Annotated in this window: 15 protein-coding genes; 9 read left to right on the top strand and 6 right to left on the bottom strand. The window is 73.1% G+C overall.

The window, feature by feature from the left end:
* Positions 1 to 5 precede the first annotated feature (5 nt).
* Both ACIBL4_RS12600 and ACIBL4_RS12595 read right to left on the bottom strand, forming a co-directional pair.
* A complete protein-coding gene (locus ACIBL4_RS12600) occupies positions 6 to 1,274 on the bottom strand; it encodes a hypothetical protein (RefSeq protein WP_399409097.1) in 1,269 nt (422 codons plus the stop codon).
* Positions 1,271 to 2,791: an amino acid adenylation domain-containing protein gene (locus ACIBL4_RS12595; protein ID WP_399409095.1), complete on the bottom strand. Its 1,521-nt coding sequence runs from the start codon at positions 2,789 to 2,791 to the stop codon at positions 1,271 to 1,273. Before ACIBL4_RS12595 ends, ACIBL4_RS12600 begins: the two co-directional genes overlap by 4 nt.
* A 372-nt stretch (positions 2,792 to 3,163) precedes the next feature.
* On the opposite strand from ACIBL4_RS12595, the gene ACIBL4_RS12590 reads away from it, so the two are divergent.
* Positions 3,164 to 5,344, top strand: coding sequence for a molybdopterin oxidoreductase family protein (locus tag ACIBL4_RS12590; protein ID WP_399409093.1), 2,181 nt, complete (start codon positions 3,164 to 3,166; stop codon positions 5,342 to 5,344).
* A gap of 18 nt (positions 5,345 to 5,362) precedes the next feature.
* Here ACIBL4_RS12590 and ACIBL4_RS12585 read toward each other — a convergent pair whose 3' ends face one another.
* Entirely contained in the window at positions 5,363 to 7,009 is a 1,647-nt protein-coding gene (locus ACIBL4_RS12585) for a M4 family metallopeptidase (RefSeq protein WP_399409091.1), read from the bottom strand.
* Between the two features lie 139 nt (positions 7,010 to 7,148).
* Between ACIBL4_RS12585 and ACIBL4_RS12580 the strand changes: the two genes are divergently transcribed.
* Entirely contained in the window at positions 7,149 to 7,565 is a 417-nt protein-coding gene (locus tag ACIBL4_RS12580) for a gamma-glutamylcyclotransferase (protein WP_399409089.1), read from the top strand.
* 29 nt (positions 7,566 to 7,594) lie between these two features.
* Here ACIBL4_RS12580 and ACIBL4_RS12575 read toward each other — a convergent pair whose 3' ends face one another.
* Entirely contained in the window at positions 7,595 to 8,212 is a 618-nt protein-coding gene (locus ACIBL4_RS12575) for an NADPH-dependent FMN reductase (protein ID WP_399409087.1), read from the bottom strand.
* 274 nt (positions 8,213 to 8,486) lie between these two features.
* On the opposite strand from ACIBL4_RS12575, the gene ACIBL4_RS12570 reads away from it, so the two are divergent.
* The gene (locus ACIBL4_RS12570; RefSeq protein WP_399409085.1) at positions 8,487 to 9,008 is read left to right on the top strand and encodes a hypothetical protein; all 522 of its coding nucleotides are present in this window, start codon (positions 8,487 to 8,489) and stop codon (positions 9,006 to 9,008) included.
* Positions 9,009 to 9,395: 387 nt separating this feature from the next.
* Positions 9,396 to 10,082, top strand: a complete 687-nt coding sequence (locus ACIBL4_RS12565) for a class F sortase (protein WP_399409083.1) — start codon at positions 9,396 to 9,398, stop codon at positions 10,080 to 10,082.
* On the opposite strand, the gene ACIBL4_RS12560 is transcribed toward ACIBL4_RS12565, so the two are convergent.
* Positions 10,020 to 10,412, bottom strand: a complete 393-nt coding sequence (locus ACIBL4_RS12560) for a winged helix-turn-helix transcriptional regulator (RefSeq protein WP_399409081.1) — start codon at positions 10,410 to 10,412, stop codon at positions 10,020 to 10,022. The genes ACIBL4_RS12565 and ACIBL4_RS12560 overlap by 63 nt on opposite strands.
* Positions 10,413 to 10,517: 105 nt before the next feature.
* On the opposite strand from ACIBL4_RS12560, the gene ACIBL4_RS12555 reads away from it, so the two are divergent.
* Positions 10,518 to 11,420, top strand: a complete 903-nt coding sequence (locus tag ACIBL4_RS12555) for an NAD(P)-dependent oxidoreductase (protein ID WP_399409079.1) — start codon at positions 10,518 to 10,520, stop codon at positions 11,418 to 11,420.
* 10 nt (positions 11,421 to 11,430) lie between these two features.
* Here the strand turns inward: ACIBL4_RS12555 and ACIBL4_RS12550 are convergent, their stop codons facing one another.
* Complete coding sequence (locus ACIBL4_RS12550; protein ID WP_399409077.1) at positions 11,431 to 12,213, bottom strand: sulfite exporter TauE/SafE family protein; 783 nt, start codon at positions 12,211 to 12,213, stop codon at positions 11,431 to 11,433.
* A gap of 175 nt (positions 12,214 to 12,388) precedes the next feature.
* Here ACIBL4_RS12550 and ACIBL4_RS12545 point away from each other — a divergent pair, with 175 nt between their 5' ends.
* The 4 genes from ACIBL4_RS12545 (at position 12,389) to ACIBL4_RS12530 (ending at position 17,471) form a co-directional block, all read left to right on the top strand.
* Positions 12,389 to 13,606, top strand: coding sequence for an NAD(P)/FAD-dependent oxidoreductase (locus ACIBL4_RS12545; RefSeq protein ID WP_399409075.1), 1,218 nt, complete (start codon positions 12,389 to 12,391; stop codon positions 13,604 to 13,606).
* Positions 13,606 to 16,203: a nitrite reductase large subunit NirB gene (gene nirB, locus ACIBL4_RS12540; RefSeq protein WP_399409073.1), complete on the top strand. Its 2,598-nt coding sequence runs from the start codon at positions 13,606 to 13,608 to the stop codon at positions 16,201 to 16,203. The genes ACIBL4_RS12545 and nirB overlap by 1 nt, the downstream gene beginning before the upstream one ends.
* A complete protein-coding gene (gene nirD / locus ACIBL4_RS12535; RefSeq protein ID WP_356929446.1) occupies positions 16,200 to 16,550 on the top strand; it encodes a nitrite reductase small subunit NirD in 351 nt (116 codons plus the stop codon). Before nirB ends, nirD begins: the two co-directional genes overlap by 4 nt.
* A gap of 75 nt (positions 16,551 to 16,625) precedes the next feature.
* On the top strand, positions 16,626 to 17,471 hold the full coding sequence (locus ACIBL4_RS12530) for a maleylpyruvate isomerase family mycothiol-dependent enzyme (protein ID WP_399409071.1): 846 nt from the start codon (positions 16,626 to 16,628) through the stop codon (positions 17,469 to 17,471).
* Positions 17,472 to 17,537 lie beyond the last annotated feature (66 nt).

Below are 17,537 nucleotides of genomic sequence, written 5' to 3'. Positions count from 1 at the left end.
GGTGGTCACGAGTCCCAGATCGCGCCGTACGCCGGTATGCCGCGCCGTTCCAGGCCGTGCACCACCTGCCAGGTCAGCCGCTTGTTGGAGATGCAGATGACGGCCTCCGCGCCGAAGTCCTGGTACGCGGCGTGGGCGAGCCGCACCATGTCGGGCTTGCCGTGCCGGGAGGTGTCCCAGACCAGGGCGTGCGGCTGGACGGCGAGGATCTCGTCGACGAGGGCGTCGCCGTAGGTGGCGCGGGGGTCGCGGGTCGCCCAGACCAGGCGCGAGGGGACCTCGGCGGCGAGCAGATGGGGCAGGCAGGGGCCGATGCCGCTGCCGGTCGCGACGTAGACGACCTTTGTGAAAAGGACCTCGATGTTGGCGACTCCGGCCGTGGTGATGCCCTTGACCCACACGCGCGACGGCAGGTCGTCGATGAAGGAGCCGGTCCAGTCACCGGCGCGGGAGATGGTGAGCCGGAAGCCGGAGCGGCCGGGGGCGGGGACGTTGGCGAAGGAGTGCCACTCGGTCAGCGGGCTGCGGCTGATCGTAGTCGAGGAGCCGGCGAAGGGGGTCTCGCCGTAGTCGAAGTGAGCCAGGGTCACGTGCGGGGACGGGCGTTCGGTGCGGACGTGCACCTTGCGCAGTCGCAGCCAGGGCAGGGCCACGCTGAACGTGACGACGGCTAGGACCGCGAGCGGCACCGGTCCCTGGCCGGACAGCAGGGTGTGGGTCCACAGGAGTGCGAGGGCGCTCCAGCCGCCGAAGCGGTGGATCTTCTCGAAGTGGTCGTGCCGGCGGGAGCGGAAGGGTGGCAGGGCGGTGGCGGTGATCAGGGCGAGGAGGGCCACCAGGGTCCAGCTCACCGTGATCAGCGGCAGGTCCGTTCCGGCGCGGGTCACCGCGACCGTCAGGGCCAGGAACCAGGCTGTCGCGGCCAGCGCCCCGCCCACGTGCAGCCCGCCGAAGTGATACACCTTCCCGAGCGTCCAGCGGATCTTCAGCGGCCAGTGCGCCGGAGCCGAAGTCGCCAGCCTGAACAGGAGGTTGATGACGTACTGCTGGCGTACCAGGACGGCGAGGGCGAGGTTGGCGAGGGCGGCGTGCCCGAGGGTGGGCCTGGCCGGTGGCCCGGCGGCCCACAGGTACGCCGCGTTGGCCAGGAGGACCAGGGCCGCGAGGCGGTTGTAGTGCATCAGGCGGGGGTGCTTGAGAAGGCGGCGGGGGGCCGGCAGGAGCGGTGGGAGCTCGCCCGCGTCCTGGCGGGCCCGGGCCGGGGACGTGGTCATCGGGCCACCGCCAGGCGGTGTTCCAGCATGCCCAGCAGGGCCTGTTTGTCGACTTTGCCGCGGTCGGTCTCGGGGAGGAACGCGAGGGGCAGGATCTGCTCGGGGACGCAGTAGTAGGGCAGGGCGTCCGCGACGGCGCGGCGGGCCGTGCCGGGGTCGACGTCGGCGGGGCAGACGAAGGACACCAGGGTGCGGGCGTCGCGTTTCAGGGTGACGGCGCGGGTGCAGCCGGCGGCCGTCTCCAGGACGGAGGAGACGGAGTCCAGCTCGACGCGGAAGCCGCGCACCTTGACCTGGTCGTCGGTGCGGCCGAGGTGCTCCAGTTCGCCGCCGGGCGTCCAGCGGCCGAGGTCCCGGGTGCGGAACATGCGCCGGCCGCCGCCGAGGAACGGGTCGGGGGCGTAACGCTCGGCGTTGAGGGCGTCGTCACCGAGGTAGCCCGCGGAGACGCAGTCGCCGCCCGCCCACATCTCGCCGGGCTCGCCGATGGGCAGCGGGCGCCGGTCGGCGTCGAGGACGTAGACCGTGTTGTTGGGGGTGGGGCGGCCGATGGTGAGCAGCGGGGCGGCCGGGTCGTGGCGGCTCATGGTGTTGACGATCGTGGTCTCCGTCGGGCCGCAGCAGTTGTGGAAGACGGCCCGCCGGGCCCAGCGGTCGGCCAGCGGGCGCGGGCAGGGCTCCCCCGCGACGGCGACGGTGCGCACGCGCGGGCAGGCGGCGGGGTCGAGGCCGGAGAGCACGGTCGGGGTGGCGATCAGCACGTCGGAGGTGCGGGCCGCGGCGGCGATGTCCTTGCCGCGGATGACGAGGGTGCCGCCGTGGGCGAGGCAGCCCAGGATCTCCCAGGCCGCCATGTCGAAGGCGATGTTGAGGAGCTGGGCGACCCGGTCGCCGGGGCGGATGCCGAGGCCGCCCGGTTCGGTGAGCAGGATGTTGGCGACGTTGCGGTGGGTGACCTTCACGCCGTTGGGGCGGCCGGTGGTGCCGGAGGTGAACAGCACGTAAGCGCCGTCGTCGCCGGTGACGCGCGGGCGCGGGGCCGGGGCGTACGGCTGCGGCTCGTCGAGCGCGAGGAGACGGTGGCCGTCCGGCAGCGGCACGCGGTGGGCGTGTTCGGCGGTGGTGAGGACGACCCGGGTCCGGGCGGTGCGGATGACGTGGGTGAGCTGGGCCGGGGGCGCGAGGCCGATGTCCTGCGGGACGTAGGCGGCGCCGGCCTTCAGGATGCCGAGGAGGCCGACGAGCATGGGGATCGAGCGGCGGACGAACAGGCCGACGTGGTCGCCGGGGCGTACGCCCTCGCGGGGGAGGCGGGCGGCGAGGGCACCGGCGTACCGGTCGAGCTCGCCGTAGGTGAGGTGCGCGCCCTGGTGTTCGGCGGCCACGGCGTGCGGGGTGGCGGCGGCGTGCCGGGCGACGGCGTGGTGCAGGAGCGGGTCTGGGACGGGGACGGTGGGGCCCCGGCCGAACTGGCGGAACAGGTGCCGGTCATGGGGGGTCAGATGGCGCAGAGGCATGGTCGGGTGGCCTCCTGGCTGTGTTCGAGGGTCGGATGGCCACACGCGGCGGGGCCGCGGGTGGATGCAGCCGTGAGCGGCGGGCATGCCCGGGTGTCGAACGCCGTGCGGAGTCGTGCGAGCGCTGCGCGTAGCGAGAGCGTAGTGCCGCTGCTTCAACTCTCAACGAGGTCGGACCAGCCAAGAAAGGAGAGCAATGAGCCACATGTGACGTTTTTCGTCACATAGGCAACGTCCGTGCCGGTCGGCGGCGACCTGAAGGCGGACAGGCGTGTGCCTCACGCCGGCGGGGTGGTGGCGGGGAGGTTGCCGTCCCTGCCGCGTAACAGGGAACCGTCCCGGGCGTAACACGGCCGAAGCAGGCTGAACGGTATGCAGACCACCGCCACGCCCACGCACTGCCCGTACTGCGCCCTGCAGTGCGGAATGAACCTGACGCCCGCGCCCGACGGGACCGTCGAGGTGAGCGAGCGTACGGACTTCCCGGTGAACCGGGGCGCGCTGTGCGGCAAGGGCCGGACGGCTCCGGCGGTGCTGGCCTCGAACGTGCGCCTCACCTCGCCGTTGGTGCGCGAGGGGGGCACCCTGGTGCCGGCCTCCTGGGACGAGGCGCTGGACCGGATCGCCGAGGGACTGCGCCGCACGCGCGCCGAGTACGGGCCGGACGGGGTCGGGGTGTTCGGCGGGGGCGGTCTGACGAACGAGAAGGCGTACACGCTCGGCAAGTTCGCCCGGGTCGTGCTCGGCACGTCCCAGATCGACTACAACGGCCGTTTCTGCATGTCGTCGGCCGCGGCGGCCGGGATCAAGGCGTTCGGTCTCGACCGGGGCCTGCCGTTCCCGCTGGAGGACATCCCGAAGACCGGCTGCGTGATCCTGGTCGGCTCGAACCTCGCGGAGACCATGCCGCCGTCGCTGCGTTTCTTCAACGAGCTGAGGGAGAACGGCGGCACGCTGATCGTCATCGACCCGCGCCGCACGAAGACCGCCGAGCAGGCGGACCTGCACCTGGCGCCCCGCCCGGGCACGGACCTGGCGCTCGCCCTGGGCCTGCTGCACCTGGTGATCGCCGAGGGCCGGGTGGACGAGGAGTACGTCCGGGAGCGGACCACGGGCTGGGAGGACGCCCGGGCCGCCGCGATGGCGCACTGGCCGGAGTACGTGGAGCGGATCACGGGGGTGTCCGTTCCCGAACTGCGGGAGACCGTACGGATGTTCTGCGAGCCCGAGTCGGCGATGGTGCTCACGGCACGCGGGCCCGAGCAGCAGTCCAAGGGCACCGACACGGTGGGCGCGTGGATCAACCTGTGCCTGGCGACCGGCCGGGCGGGCCGCCCGCTGTCCGGGTACGGCTGTCTGACCGGGCAGGGCAACGGGCAGGGCGGCCGCGAACACGGGCAGAAGGCCGACCAGTTGCCGGGCTACCGCAAGCTCGACGACCCGGCGGCGCGGCGGCATGTCGCCGAGGTGTGGGGCGTGGACCCCGACTCGCTGCCGGGGCCGGGTCGCAGTGCCTACGAACTGCTGGACGCGCTGGGCACCGACATCAAGTCCCTGCTGCTGATGGCGTCCAACCCGGTGGTGTCGGCGCCGCGCGCCGCGCACATCGAGGAGCGCATCAAGTCCCTGGACTTCCTGGCCGTGTGCGACGTGGTCCTGTCGGAGACGGCGGCCCTCGCGGACGTGGTCCTTCCGGTCACCCAGTGGGCCGAGGAAACGGGCACGACCACCAACCTGGAGGGCAGGGTCCTGCTCCGCCGCCGGGCCATCACCCCGCCCGACGGTGTCCGCAGCGACCTGGAGGTCATGCACGAACTGGCCGCCCGCCTGGGCGTGGAGAAGGGCTTCCCGACCGACCCGGAGGAGATCTTCGAGGAACTCCGCCGGGCGAGCGCGGGCGGCCCCGCGGACTACTCGGGGATCACGTACCGCAGGATCGTGGAGGAGAACGGGGTGTTCTGGCCGTGCCCGGCGGCGGAGCCCGAGGGCCTGACGGGGGCCGAGGACGGGGCGGGTGGCCTCGCCGCGCAACGGGGCGCGGCGGGCCGCCCGGCCTCCGCAAAGACGGAGGAAACGGCGGGCGTTGCCCACCCCGGCACCCCGCGCCTCTTCCTCGACCGTTTCGCCACGCCCGACGGACGCGCCCGCTTCGTCCCCGTCTCGCACCGGGCCATCGCCGAGGAACCGGACGACGAGTACCCCGTGCTGCTGACCACGGGGCGGGTCGTGGCGCAGTACCAGTCCGGGGCGCAGACCCGGCGTGTGGCGGAGCTGAACGCCGCCGCGCCCGGGCCGTTCGTGGAGCTGCATCCGCGGCTGGCGGCCCGGCTCGGGGCGGCCGAGGGCGATCCCGTGGCCGTCGTGTCCCGGCGGGGCCGGGCCGTGGCGCCCGCCCGGATCACCAGCACGATCCGCCCCGACACCGTCTTCATGCCGTTCCACTGGCCGGGCGAGGGCCGCGCCAACTCCCTCACCAACCCCGCGCTCGACCCGACCTCCCGGATGCCGGAGTTCAAGGCGTGCGCGGTACGGCTGGAGGCGGTGCGGCCCTGAGCTCCGTACCGGCTCGGCTCACTTCACGTTGACCGCGCTCCAAGCTGCCGCCACGGCCTTCTGCTCCGTGCTGCCGCTGCCGTAGAGGTCCTTCGCCGCGCTCAGGGTCGCCGTGCGGGCGCCCGCGTAGTCCGTCGAGGACGTCATGTAGACCGTCAGGGCGCGGTACCAGATCTTGCCCAGCTTGGCCCGGCCGATGCCCTTCACCGTGGAATCGTCGCAGGTCGGGGAGGTGTGGGCGACGCCGTTGATCGTCTTCACGCCGCTGCCCTCGGCGAGCAGGTACGCGAAGTGGTTGCCGACGCCCGAGGAGTAGTGCACGTCGAGGTCGCCCAGGTCCTTGCTCCAGCAGTCGGCGGACTTCCCGTCCTTCGACGGCTCGTCCATGCGGCGCAGGGCCTCCCGGCCGAGCCCGGAGCGGACGACCTTCTCGCCGATCAGCCAGTCACCCCGGTCCTCGGCGTTGTCCGCGTAGAACTCCACCAGCGTGCCGAAGATGTCCGACGTGGCCTCGTTCAGGCCGCCGGACTCGCCCGAGTACGTCAGCGCCGCCGTCTTCGACGTCACGCCGTGGGACATCTCGTGCCCCGCCACGTCCAGCGACACCAGCGGTCCGAGCTGCTTGCCGTCGCCGTCGCCGTACGTCATGCAGAAGCAGTTGTCGTCCCAGAAGGCGTTGTTGTAGTCCTTGCCGTAGTGGACGCGGTTGTACGAGCCCTTGCCGTCGCCGGCGATGCCGTTGCGGCCGTGCAGGTTCTTGAAGTAGTTCCAGGTGACGTCCGTGCCGTACTGGGCGTCCACCGCGACCGTCGCGCGGTCGGAGGTCGCGCCCGTGGCCCAGTGGTTGTCGGCGTCCGAGAAGACCGTCGCGGGCGCGCGGGTCAGGCAGATCGTCAGCAGGCACTGGTCCGTCTTGTTCGCCGCGTCGCCCGTGTACGTGCCGCCGCGCGTGGCGTCCTTCAACTGGTACGACGAGCCGGACTGCGTCGTCTCCAGCGGAACCGTGCCGCCGTAGAGGGACTTGCCGTCGCCGGACGCCGACTCCAGGGTGTCCCAGGCGTCGATCCGGTCGCCGGTCGTCGCGTCGGTCAGCACCGTGCGCCCGACCGGGTTGCCGAGCCCGTCGTGCGCCACCGCGTCGGTCTGCCAGGCCAGCTTCGGGGCGCCGTGCAGGGCGTCGACGACCAGCCGCGGCTTGGCGGTCAGCTTCTTCAGGGTCTCGCCGAGGTGCGCGGCGCGCAGCAGGCTCGCGGCGAGGTCGGCGGCCTTCGGGGCGGTCACCTTCGGGGTGACGCTCTCGAGGGAGAGCGCGGACTTCGTCGCCCTGCTCGTGCCGCGGTAGGTGCCGTCCGGGTTCAGATGGAGAACGAAGTCACCGCCCAGGACAGGGAGTCGGTGGTACGTGCGGTCGTAGCGGACGTGCCGGGTGCCGTCCTCGTCGACGACCACGTCCCGGACCTTGGTCTTCTGGGCCGAGGTGAGACCCAGGTCCGCGGCCCGGTCGGCGAGGACCGTCTCGGCGCTGTCGATCGCGTCGGACCGGGTCGGGCGTTCCTCCGCCAGGGCGGTCGGCGAGAGCGCGGCGGCCAGCAGGACGGCGGTGCCGGTGGCGGCACCACCCGCGAGGGCGAGACGGGAACCCCGGACGTGACGTATCCGACTCATCGGTCTCCTCATACGGGCGCACCCGGTCGCGTGGGGTCGACCGGGGGCGGCGTTGATGTTGACCGCGAGTTAAGGCGGCCCAGACATGTCATGTCCATAGGCCCGCTGTGGAGGTGTGTGAGGGTGGAGAATCGTTCCTGTGACCCTGCCTTTCTTCGTCTACGGCACCCTCCGTCCCGGTGAGGTCAACCACGACCTCTTCCTGCGCGGCCGCACCCGCTCCGAGGTGCCGGGGCGCCTGTTCGACGCGGTGCTGTACGCGGGGCCGGGCTATCCCTACGCGGTCGAGGAGCCGGGCGGCGGGGTCGTGCGCGGCGAGCTGGTCACCGCGCACCCGGAGACGTACGCGGAGCTGCTCGCCGAGCTGGACCGGCTGGAGGACTACGTGCCGGGCGACCCGCGGAGCCTGTACGAACGCGTCGAGCGGAAGGTCGTGCGCGACGCGGACGGGGCGGCCGTCCGGGCCTGGGTGTACGTGGCCGCGCCCGCCGTCGCCGCACGGCTGCGGACTCGCGGGAGGCCGGTCGCGGGCGGGGACTGGCGGGCGCGGGGGTGACAGGGGCCGGGCGGGGGGGGAGGCGGGGCTCAGCCCGCGTACGGTGTCTTCGCCCTCGCCTCGCGCAACGCCCGGCCCCACCACACCAGTTGGTCCAGCATGGTCTTGGCCGCCGCGTCCGGGCCGGACGGGTCGCGCAGGGTGCCCGCGTCGTCGAAGGACGCACCGGCGTTGTGGAAGGAGACGGTGTCGCGGATCGTCACGGCGTGCAGCTCGGCGAAGACCTGCCGGAGGTGCTCGACGGCGCGCAGGCCTCCGGACAGTCCGCCGTAGGAGACGAGGGCGACGGGCTTGGCCCGCCACTCGCCGAAGTGCCAGTCGACGAGGTTCTTCAGGCCAGCCGGGAAGGAGTGGTTGTACTCGGGGGTGAGGACCACGAAGGCGTCCGCGCCCGCCAGTTTCGGGGTGACGCCGGACAGCGCGGCGGTCGCCTCGGGGGTCGGTTCGAAGGACGTCGGCAGGTCGATGCCGGCGACGTCCACGACCTCGGCGACCAGGTCGTCCCGGTCCCGGAGGCGGTCGAGGAGCCAGCCGGCGACGACCGGGCCGAAGCGGCCGTGGCGGTTGCTGCCGACGACCAGGGTCACCCTGAGGGGCTCGGTCGCGGACTGGGCAGGGCTGGATGCGTCTGTAACGGCTGTGTTCATGCCGCACAGCCTCATACCTCAACCATTCTTGAGGTCAAGCCCCGCCTCTGCGACGCCCGGGTCACCCGTTCACACGCCCGTCCGGCTCTTTTCCGCGATCCGTCCGCCGATCGCCTGTGACCTGCCCAAACGACCGTGAAGACCCGCCTGTCCGCCTCGCCCTGACACCCATTCACCCCAATTCTGACGCCCCCTCAGAGAGCGCGGTCGCCCCGCTGCCCGTTACCTCGGAAGGGCAGGTGCACGACCGACCGAACCGCTCGAAGGAACACCGATGCGACGTACCGCCCGGCCGCTGACCGGCACCGCGCTCGCCGTCGCCGCCGCGGCTCTCGCCGCCGGCCCCGCGTACGGCGTGCCCGCCGGTGACGTGGAGGTGCACCCGTCCTCGGTCGTCCCGGGCGGACAGGTCACGGTGCTCACGGCGGCCTGCGGTGACGGCGGTTCGGCGACGGGTGACGCCGGCGCTGTCGGGGCCGGTTCCCTCGGCCTCGCGCCGGGCCCGCACGAGCAGGACGCGACCGGGCGGTTCAAGGTGCCGCCGAGCGCGCAGCCGGGGACGTACGAGATCACCGCGACGTGCACCGGGAGCGGCCGGCGGATCGCCGGTGACCTGGTGGTCACGCTGACCTCCGGACGTCCGGAGGTCCATCCCAGAGGGAGTGTGAAGACGGGGGTCGGCGGCGCCCTGGGCCCCGATCCCGCGCAGACCGCGGCCGGCGTGGCGGCCCTCGCCGTCGCCGCCGCGGGCGGTACCTGGCTCCTGCATCGCCGGGCGAGAGGCGACGGGATCTGACGGACACCCTCCGCTGTCCGTCGCCGGTACCGCACATCCCCTCCCCCTCCGGGTCCGACGCCCCTCGCGGCCCGGAGGGGGGTACGGGGCGCACCCCGGTCGGGAGGCGGGGTCGAAGGCCGGGGGCCGGGGCCGGAGGCCGAAGGTCGAAGGCCGGGGGCCGGGGCCGGAGGCCGAAGGTCGAAGGTCGAAGGCCGGGGGCCGGGGCCGGAGGTCGAAGGTCGAAGGCCGGGGGCCGGGGGCCGGGGCCGGAGGTCGAAGGTCGAAGGCCGGGGGCCGGGGCCGGAGGTCGGGGGCCCGGGGGCCGAAGGCCGCAGGCCGGGGGCCCGGGGCCGAAGGCCGCAGGTCGGAAGCAGGACGGCTGTCGGGAATCAGGAAAGGTCGGCCATGCGCAGGTTCCCCAGGTACGGCACCAGGTTCGGCAACCCGGCCGACGCCGCCATGGCGGCCGTCACGGTGTTCGCCCTGTGCTCCGGGACATGGCTGGTGCGCGACGGCGCCGAGACGCACGCCCCGCCGCAGCCCTCCGCCGCGCAGGCCCGTACCGGGCAGGACGGGCAGGACGGCCGAGCGGGACATGACGGCCGGGGGCGTGAGCGGCCGGGCGTGCCCGCGCTGCCGCCCTCGCCGCCCGACCGCATCCGCATCCCGGCGATCCGGGTGGACGCGCCCCTGACCGGTCTCGGCCTGACGAGGACCGGCAGTCTCGACGTACCGCCCGCCGAGCGGACGAACCTCGCCGGCTGGTACGAGGCCGGCACCACGCCCGGCGAGCGGGGCACCGCCATCGTCGCCGGGCACGTCGACAACGCCGACGGCCCCGCGGTCTTCTACGGCCTCGGCGCCCTGGCCAAGGGCGCCACGATCGAGGTGGACCGGCGGGACGGCGGCGTCGCGGTGTTCACCGTGGACGCCGTCGAGGCGTACGCGGCGAAGGACTTCCCCGACGAGAAGGTCTACGGCGCCGCCCGCCGCCCCGAGCTGCGGGTCATCACCTGCGGCGGCGGCTGGTCACGCGGCTCCGGGTACCAGGGGAACGTCGTCGTCTTCGCGCATCTCACCGGCAGCCGGTGACCCTCCCAGGACGTTGGCCCTCCCCCAGGCCCCCAGCGGTTTCAGCGCCTCGTTCAGGCAGACGCCGCGGGGTGTCAGCGAGTACTCCACGCGGGGCGGCACCTCGACGTACGCCTCGCGGTGCACCAGCCCGTCGGCCTCCATCTCCCGCAGATGCGAGGCGAGCACCTTCTCGGTGATGCCCGGCAGCTCGCGGCGCAGCTCGCCGAAGCGGCACGGCCGCTCGTTCAGCGCCCAGAGGATCAGCACCTTCCACTTGCCGCCGATCACGTCCATCGCCGCGTCGATCCCGCAGACGTACGCCCCCGGCCGCCGCCCCGTCGTCCCCATGCCCGAACCCTCCCCTTCCGCTGCCTGGACCCTTCCCCCCGGGTAACCACCCACTTCGAAGTACGTACTTGAGCAGGCGCTTCCCCTGGGACGAGCCTAAACGCCATGACCGACAACGCAGTTGTTTCCCGCACCCCTCTCACCCTCCTCGGCACCGGCGCCATGGGCACCGCCCTGGCCCGCGCCTGGCTCGCCGCGGGACACCCGGTGACCGTCTGGAACCGCACTGCCTCCCGCGCCGAACCCCTCGCCGCCGAGGGCGCCACCGTCGCCCGGACCGCCGCGGAGGCGGTGGCCGCGAACCGGCTCGTGGTCCTCTGTCTGCTCGACGACGCCTCCGTGGGCGAGGCCCTCGACGGGGCCTCTCTTGCCGGACGGGACCTGGTGAACCTCACCACCGGCACGCCCGGTGACGGCCGCAGCCGCGCCGCCTGGGCTCAGGCGCGCGGCGCCCGCTTCCTGGACGGCGGGATCATGGCCGTCCCGCCGGTGATCGGGGCCCCGGAGTCCGGCGGATACGTGTTCTACAGCGGCTCCCGCGAGCTGTTCGAGGAGCACCGGGACACCCTCGCCGTCCCGGCCGGCACCCGGTACACGGGGACCGACCCGGGCTTCGCCGCGCTGCACGACGTGGCGCTGCTCAGCGCGATGAGCGGCATGTTCGCGGGTGTCACGCACGCCTTCGCGCTGATCCGCCCGGACGACATCGCCCCGAAGGACTTCGCGCCGCTGCTCGTGGACTGGCTGACCGCGATGGCCCGAGCCGTGCACCGGACCGCCGACCAGCTGGAGAGCGGCGACTACACCAGGGACGTCGTCTCCAGCCTCGCCATGCAGGTCGCGGGCAACGCCACGCTGCTGCGCACGGCGGAGGAGCAGCGGGTGAGCCCGGAACTGCTGACGCCGTACATGGCGCTGATGGAGCGGCGCCTCGCCCAGGGGCACGGCGACGAGGACGGCACGGGGATCGTCGAGCTGCTGGACCTTCGGGCCGGGGCGTCCTCCTAGTACCGCGGCGTCAGGCCAGCCACTGCTCGTACGCCAGGTTCGCCACCAGGGCGAACACCACCGTCAGCAGCACGATCCGTACGAAGCGGCTGCCCTGCTTCAGGGCCGTGTGGGCGCCCAGGGTGCCGCCGGCCAGGTTGAACACGGCCATCAGGGCGGCCAGTTGCCACAGGACCGCGCCCTGCCAGGCGAAGGTCGCGAGGGCGCCCGCGTTGGTGCAGCAGTTGACGATCTTGGCGGTGGCGGAGGCGGTGACGAGGTCGAGGTGGAGCAGGGCGGTGAGCGCGAGGACCAGGAAGGTGCCGGTGCCGGGGCCGATGAGACCGTCGTAGAAGCCGATGCCGAGGCCGGCGAGGCCGATCGCGGCGAGGATCTGGCGCCGGGTGGCCGGGCCGGTCGCGGGGGCCGTGCCGAAGGCGGGCCGCAGGATCACGAAGGCGGCGACCCCGAGCAGCACCACCATGATCACGGGCTTGAGGACGTCGGTGCTCATGCCGGCCGCGAAGAAGGCCCCGGCTGACGACCCGGCGAGCGCGGCCAGCCCGATGCGCACCGCCGTGCGGACATCCACCGGGGCCTTGCGGGCGTAGGTCACCGCCGCGCCCGTCGTGCCGACGATGGCGACCGCCTTGTTGGTGCCCAGGGCGTGCGCGGCGGGCGTGTGCGACGGCAGTCCGAGCAGCAGCACCGGCAGCAGCAGGAGCCCGCCGCCGCCGACCACGGCGTCGATCCACCCGGCGGCCAGAGCCGCGAGGCAGAGCAGAGCGATCATGGTCAGCGGTATGTCGGGCATGATCGGCAGCCTATGCGACGGCCGTGCGAGGCCTGTGCGACGCTGTCCTCACAGCCCGCCGTCAGCGCACCCCAGGAACCCTCACATCCACCCCCGGTCCCCGCTGAGGGCAGCGTTCCCCGTGGGAAACAGTCGTGATGCTGCCGGGAAACACCGGCACCGCACGCTCAAGGACATGACCTCGAATGAGCGTGTGGTGGTGATCGGCACCGGCCTCGCGGGCGTACGGCTCGCCCGGCGGCTCGGTGAGCTCGGCACGCCCGCGTTGCTGATCGGCGAGGAGGAGCACCAGCCGTACAACCGGGTGCTGCTCGCCGAGGTGCTGGCCGGACGTTACAGCCCCGAGGTGATCGCCCTGCCGGCACCCGCGCAGGCCGTGCGCGGGCGGGTCGTCGGCATCGACCGCGACGGGCGGACCGTCGAGTGCGCCGACGGCACGGTGATCGCATACGACCGGCTCGTCCTCGCCACCGGATCCAACCCCGTCCTGCCGCCCCTGCGGGGCCTGTTCACCCCCGACCACGTGCTGCCGGAGGGCGTCCACGCCTTCCGGACCATGGACGACTGCCTGGGCCTGTCCAAGGCGGTCCGGCCGGGGGCGAAGGCGGTCGTCATCGGCGGCGGGCTCCTCGGGGTCTCCGCGGCCCGGGCGCTCGCCCTGCGCGGCGCCCAGGTCGTCCTCGCCCAGCAGTCCGAGCGGCTGATGGAGCGCCAGCTCGACCCGGCCGCCTCCAAGCTCGTCAAGCGGCACCTGACCGACCTGGGCGTCGAGGTGCACACCGAGTGCCGCGTCCGGGACGTGCGCTGCGTCGGCGGCGCCGTCCGCTCCGTGGAGATGGCCGACGGGTACGCGCTCGACGCCGACCTCGTCGTCGTGGCCTGCGGCGTCCGCCCCCGGGTGGGTCTCGCGCAGACCGCCGGCCTCGACGTCCGCAAGGGCGTCGTCGTCGACGACGAGCTGCGCACCTCCGACCCGTACATCCACGCCATCGGCGACTGCGCCCAGCACGACGGCGTCCTCTACGGCCTCGCCGCCCCGGCGCTCGAACAGGCCGACGCGCTCGCGGAGCTGCTCGCCGGCGACGCGAACGCCCGCTACACCGGCACCCGATCCCTGACCCGACTCACGCTGAACGGGCACGACAGCCCCTTCGACCTCGCCGCGTTCGGCGAGACCGAGGCGCTGCCGGGCGACGACGTCGTCCAGCTCACCGACGCCACCCGCGGCACGTACCGGAAGGTCGTCGTCCGCGACGACCGCCTGGTGGGCGGGGTCCTCGTCGGCGAACTCGGCACCGTCGGCGCGCTGGCGCGCGCCTGGGAGGGAGCAGAGCCGCTCCCCTCCGACGGCGGCCCGCTGCTCCACCTGCTTACCAACGACGGAGGCTCCTGATGTCCAAGGACACCCCCACGATCGTGCTCGTCGGCCATGGCATGGTCGGCCAGCGCTTCCTCGAAGCGCTCGCCGAGCGCGGCATGACCGCCACGCACCGCGTGGTCGTGCTCTGCGAGGAGCCGCGCCCCGCGTACGACCGCGTCCAGCTCACCTCGTACTTCTCGGGCAAGACGCCTGAGGACCTGTCCATGACGGACATGCGGTTCATCGAGGACCACGGCATCGAGCTGCGCGTCGGCGACCCGGCGGAGACGATCGACCGCGAGGCGCGCAAGGTGACCGCGCGCTCCGGTCTCGTCGTCGACTACGACGTTCTCGTCCTGGCCACCGGCTCGTACCCGTTCGTGCCGCCGGTCCCGGGCAAGGACGCCGAGGGCTGTTTCGTCTACCGCACGATCGAGGACCTCCTCGCGATCGAGGAGTACGCCAAGAACGCGACGACGGGTGCCGTGGTCGGCGGCGGTCTGCTCGGCCTGGAGGCCGCGGGCGCGCTGAAGGGCCTCGGACTCACCTCCCACATCGTGGAGTTCGCGCCCCGCCTGATGCCCGTCCAGGTCGACGAGGGCGGCGGCGCCGCCCTGCTGCGCACCATCGAGGAGATGGGCCTGAGCGTCCACACGGGCGTCGGCACGCAGGAGATCGTCGTCGGCGAGGACGGCGCCGTGACCGGCATGAAGCTGTCCGACGGCTCCGAACTCTCCACCGACCTGGTGGTGTTCTCCGCCGGTGTCCGCCCCCGCGACCAGCTGGCCCGCGACTGCGGCCTGACGGTCGGCGAGCGCGGCGGCATCGCGGTCGACGAGCAGTGCCGCGCGGTGAACGACCCGCACGTGTTCGCGATCGGCGAGTGCGCGCTGGCCGCCGACGGCCGGGTGTACGGCCTGGTGGCCCCCGGCTATGAGCAGGCGGAGACCGCGGCCGCGACGATCGCCTCCGACGAGGCCGCCTTCACCGGCGCCGACCTGTCCACCAAGCTGAAGCTGCTCGGCGTGGACGTGGCGTCCTTCGGTGACGCGCACGGCACCGCCGAGGACTGCCTGGACGTCGTCTACTCCGACTCCCGCGCGGGCCTGTACAAGAAGCTGGTCATCGGCCGGGACGGCACGCTGCTCGGCGGCATCCTGGTCGGTGACGCGGAGGCGTACGGCACGCTGAAGGCGTTCACCGGCTCGGTCCCGCCGGTCGCGCCCGAGGCCCTCGTCCTGCCCGCCGGTGCGGGCGCCCCGGCGCAGCTCGGCCCGTCCGCGCTGCCGGACGACGCGATCATCTGCTCCTGCCACAACGTCTCCAAGGGCGCGATCCGCGGCGCGGTCACCGACCACCAGTGCACGACCGTGCCCGAGGTGAAGAAGTGCACCAAGGCCGGCACCGGCTGCGGCTCCTGCGTCAAGGTGCTCGGCCAGCTGGTCACCGCCGAGCTGGAGGCCAGCGGCGTCGAGGTCGACAAGGGCCTGTGCGGCTGCTTCTCGCAGACCCGCGAGGAGCTGTACGAGATCGTCCTCGCCCTGCGCATCAACAGCTACCAGGAGCTGCTGGACCGCCACGGCCGCGAGGAGGCCAGGGGCGGGGACGGCTGCGAGATCTGCAAGCCGACGGTCGGCTCGATCATCGCCTCCCTCGCTCCGACGATCGGCGCGAGCGGCTACGTCCTGGACGGCGAGCAGGCCGCCCTGCAGGACACCAACGACCACTTCCTGGCCAACCTGCAGAAGAACGGCTCGTACTCGGTCGTCCCGCGCATCCCCGGCGGTGAGATCGCCCCGGAGAAGCTGATCGTGATCGGCGAGATCGCCCGCGACTTCGGCCTCTACACGAAGATCACCGGCGGTCAGCGGATCGACATGTTCGGCGCCCGCGTCGAGCAACTGCCCCTGATCTGGGCCCGCCTGGTCGACGCCGGCTTCGAGTCCGGCCACGCCTACGGCAAGTCGCTGCGCACGGTGAAGTCCTGCGTGGGGCAGACCTGGTGCCGCTACGGCGTCCAGGACTCCGTCCGCATGGCGATCGACCTGGAGCTGCGCTACCGGGGGCTCCGCTCGCCCCACAAGCTGAAGTCGGCCGTCTCCGGCTGCCAGCGCGAGTGCGCCGAGGCCCAGTCGAAGGACTTCGGCGTGATCGCCACCGCCAACGGCTGGAACCTGTACGTCGGCGGCAACGGCGGCGCCACCCCGCGCCACGCGGACCTGCTCGCGCAGGACCTGTCGGACGCCGAACTGGTCCGCCTGATCGACCGGTTCCTGATGTTCTACATCCGCACGGCCGACCGCCTGGAGCGCACCTCGACCTGGCTGGAGCGGATCCCCGGCGGCCTGGAGCACGTGCGGGACGTCGTCGTCCACGACTCGCTCGGCATCTGCGACGAGCTGGAGAAGCTGATGCAGGCGCACGTCGCGCACTACCGCGACGAGTGGGCCGAGACCATCAACGACCCCGAGAAGCTGGCCCGGTTCGTGTCCTTCGTGAACGCGCCGGACACCCCGGACCCGGTCGTCGCCTTCGTGCCCGAGCGCGACCAGATGAAGCCCGACCTGCCGCTGCTGTCCATCGGTATGCGACCCGCCGAAGACGTACTGGAAGGAAGCGCCCAGCGATGACCCTGGCACCTGAGACCACCGACCTGAAGGTCGAACTCGCTCTGGACGGCGACTGGTTCACCGTCTGCGACCTCAGCATGCTGCTCCCGGGCCGCGGGGTGGCGGCACTGCTGCCGGACGGCCGCCAGGCGGCGATCTTCCGGGACCGCACCGGTGAGCTGTACGCCATCGACAACCGCGACCCGTTCACCGGCGCGGCGGTCCTCTCCCGCGGCCTGACCGGCACCCACCAGGGCCGCCCGTTCGTCGCCTCGCCCCTGCTGAAGCAGCGCTTCGACCTCGCGTCCGGGCAGTGCCTGGACGACGAGGAGGTCCAGGTGACGACGTACAAGGTGCGCACCGCGTAGGAACGCACGAACGCCCGCTCGGAACACCCCTCCCCGGAGGGGTGTTTCTGCTTGTCCCCCTGGCAGGCTGGAGCCATGGTTGCGCAGCCGAACGACAGACCCGGCCTCTCCCGGCTGGGCCCCCCGATCGGCGCCCGCCCGCTGTTCGAGCCGGAACTCGGGGCGCTGCTGGGCCTGTTGCGGGGTCTTCGGCCCGGTCAGTGGCAGGCGGCGGCCGTGCCGGGCTGGACCGTGCACGATGTCGCCGCACACGTCCTCGGCGACTACCGCGCCCGACTCGGCCGCCGGGAGTTCGGCGCCTTCGCGCCGGGAGAGACCCTGGAGGCGTTCATCCACCGCGCCAACCAGGAGTGGGTCGACCGCCACCGGGACATGACCCCGGCCTCGCTCGTCGACGCCCTGGAAGAGGCCGGCTCCGAACTGGCCCGCCGCTTCGCGCACGCCGACCTGGACGCGCCGTCCCTGGGCGTGTCCTGGGCCGGGGTGGACCCGGCGCCGATGTGGCTGGACTGCGCGCGGGAGTACACCGAGTACTGGACGCACCGCCAGCAGATCCGGCACGCGGCCGGGCTGGGCACCGACCCCGAGCCGCGGGCCCTGTCTCTGGTCCTGGACACCTTCCTGCGGGCCCTGCCCCACACGCTGCGCGACACCGCCGCCCCGGCCGGCACGCGGGTGGAGGTGACGGTCCCCGGCCCGGGCGGGGGCACCTGGAGCGTGACCGCCGGGCCGGAGGGCTGGTCCCTGGCGGAGGATCCCGGCGGCCGGCCGGCGGCGGCCAGGGTGGAGCTGGATCCGGAGACCGCCTGGCGGCTGTGCACGCGGGGTGTCCAGCCGGCCGACGCTCTCGCCCGGGCCCGGGTCGAGGGGGACCGGCGGCTCGCCGGGGCCGTGTGCCGGATCGTGTCGATCGTCTATTGATCAACTGCCATGCGGTGACTGTCGAGTTGCTGTCGAGTTCACCGACTCGCCTGCCGTGCCGGGGGT

Origin of the sequence: Streptomyces sp. NPDC050416, from assembly GCF_044458845.1 — a bacterium.
Classification (GTDB): domain Bacteria; phylum Actinomycetota; class Actinomycetes; order Streptomycetales; family Streptomycetaceae; genus Streptomyces.
The sequence above is the reverse complement of the archived record's forward strand: the minus strand, read 5'-3'. Positions and strand labels throughout refer to the sequence as shown.

What these genes read in the sequence shown, in the direction of transcription:
- ACIBL4_RS12550 (WP_399409077.1), bottom strand. Translation starts at nt 12,213, where the DNA reads ATGCCCGACATACCGCTGACCATGATCGCTCTGCTCTGCCTCGCGGCT.
- ACIBL4_RS12560 (WP_399409081.1), bottom strand. Translation starts at nt 10,412, where the DNA reads ATGGGGACGACGGGGCGGCGGCCGGGGGCGTACGTCTGCGGGATCGAC.
- nirB (WP_399409073.1), top strand. Translation starts at nt 13,606, where the DNA reads ATGTCCAAGGACACCCCCACGATCGTGCTCGTCGGCCATGGCATGGTC.
- ACIBL4_RS12590 (WP_399409093.1), top strand. Translation starts at nt 3,164, where the DNA reads ATGCAGACCACCGCCACGCCCACGCACTGCCCGTACTGCGCCCTGCAG.
- nirD (WP_356929446.1), top strand. Translation starts at nt 16,200, where the DNA reads ATGACCCTGGCACCTGAGACCACCGACCTGAAGGTCGAACTCGCTCTG.
- ACIBL4_RS12595 (WP_399409095.1), bottom strand. Translation starts at nt 2,791, where the DNA reads ATGCCTCTGCGCCATCTGACCCCCCATGACCGGCACCTGTTCCGCCAG.
- ACIBL4_RS12555 (WP_399409079.1), top strand. Translation starts at nt 10,518, where the DNA reads ATGACCGACAACGCAGTTGTTTCCCGCACCCCTCTCACCCTCCTCGGC.
- ACIBL4_RS12585 (WP_399409091.1), bottom strand. Translation starts at nt 7,009, where the DNA reads ATGAGTCGGATACGTCACGTCCGGGGTTCCCGTCTCGCCCTCGCGGGT.
- ACIBL4_RS12530 (WP_399409071.1), top strand. Translation starts at nt 16,626, where the DNA reads ATGGTTGCGCAGCCGAACGACAGACCCGGCCTCTCCCGGCTGGGCCCC.
- ACIBL4_RS12600 (WP_399409097.1), bottom strand. Translation starts at nt 1,274, where the DNA reads ATGACCACGTCCCCGGCCCGGGCCCGCCAGGACGCGGGCGAGCTCCCA.
- ACIBL4_RS12565 (WP_399409083.1), top strand. Translation starts at nt 9,396, where the DNA reads ATGCGCAGGTTCCCCAGGTACGGCACCAGGTTCGGCAACCCGGCCGAC.
- ACIBL4_RS12575 (WP_399409087.1), bottom strand. Translation starts at nt 8,212, where the DNA reads ATGAACACAGCCGTTACAGACGCATCCAGCCCTGCCCAGTCCGCGACC.
- ACIBL4_RS12545 (WP_399409075.1), top strand. Translation starts at nt 12,389, where the DNA reads ATGACCTCGAATGAGCGTGTGGTGGTGATCGGCACCGGCCTCGCGGGC.
- ACIBL4_RS12570 (WP_399409085.1), top strand. Translation starts at nt 8,487, where the DNA reads ATGCGACGTACCGCCCGGCCGCTGACCGGCACCGCGCTCGCCGTCGCC.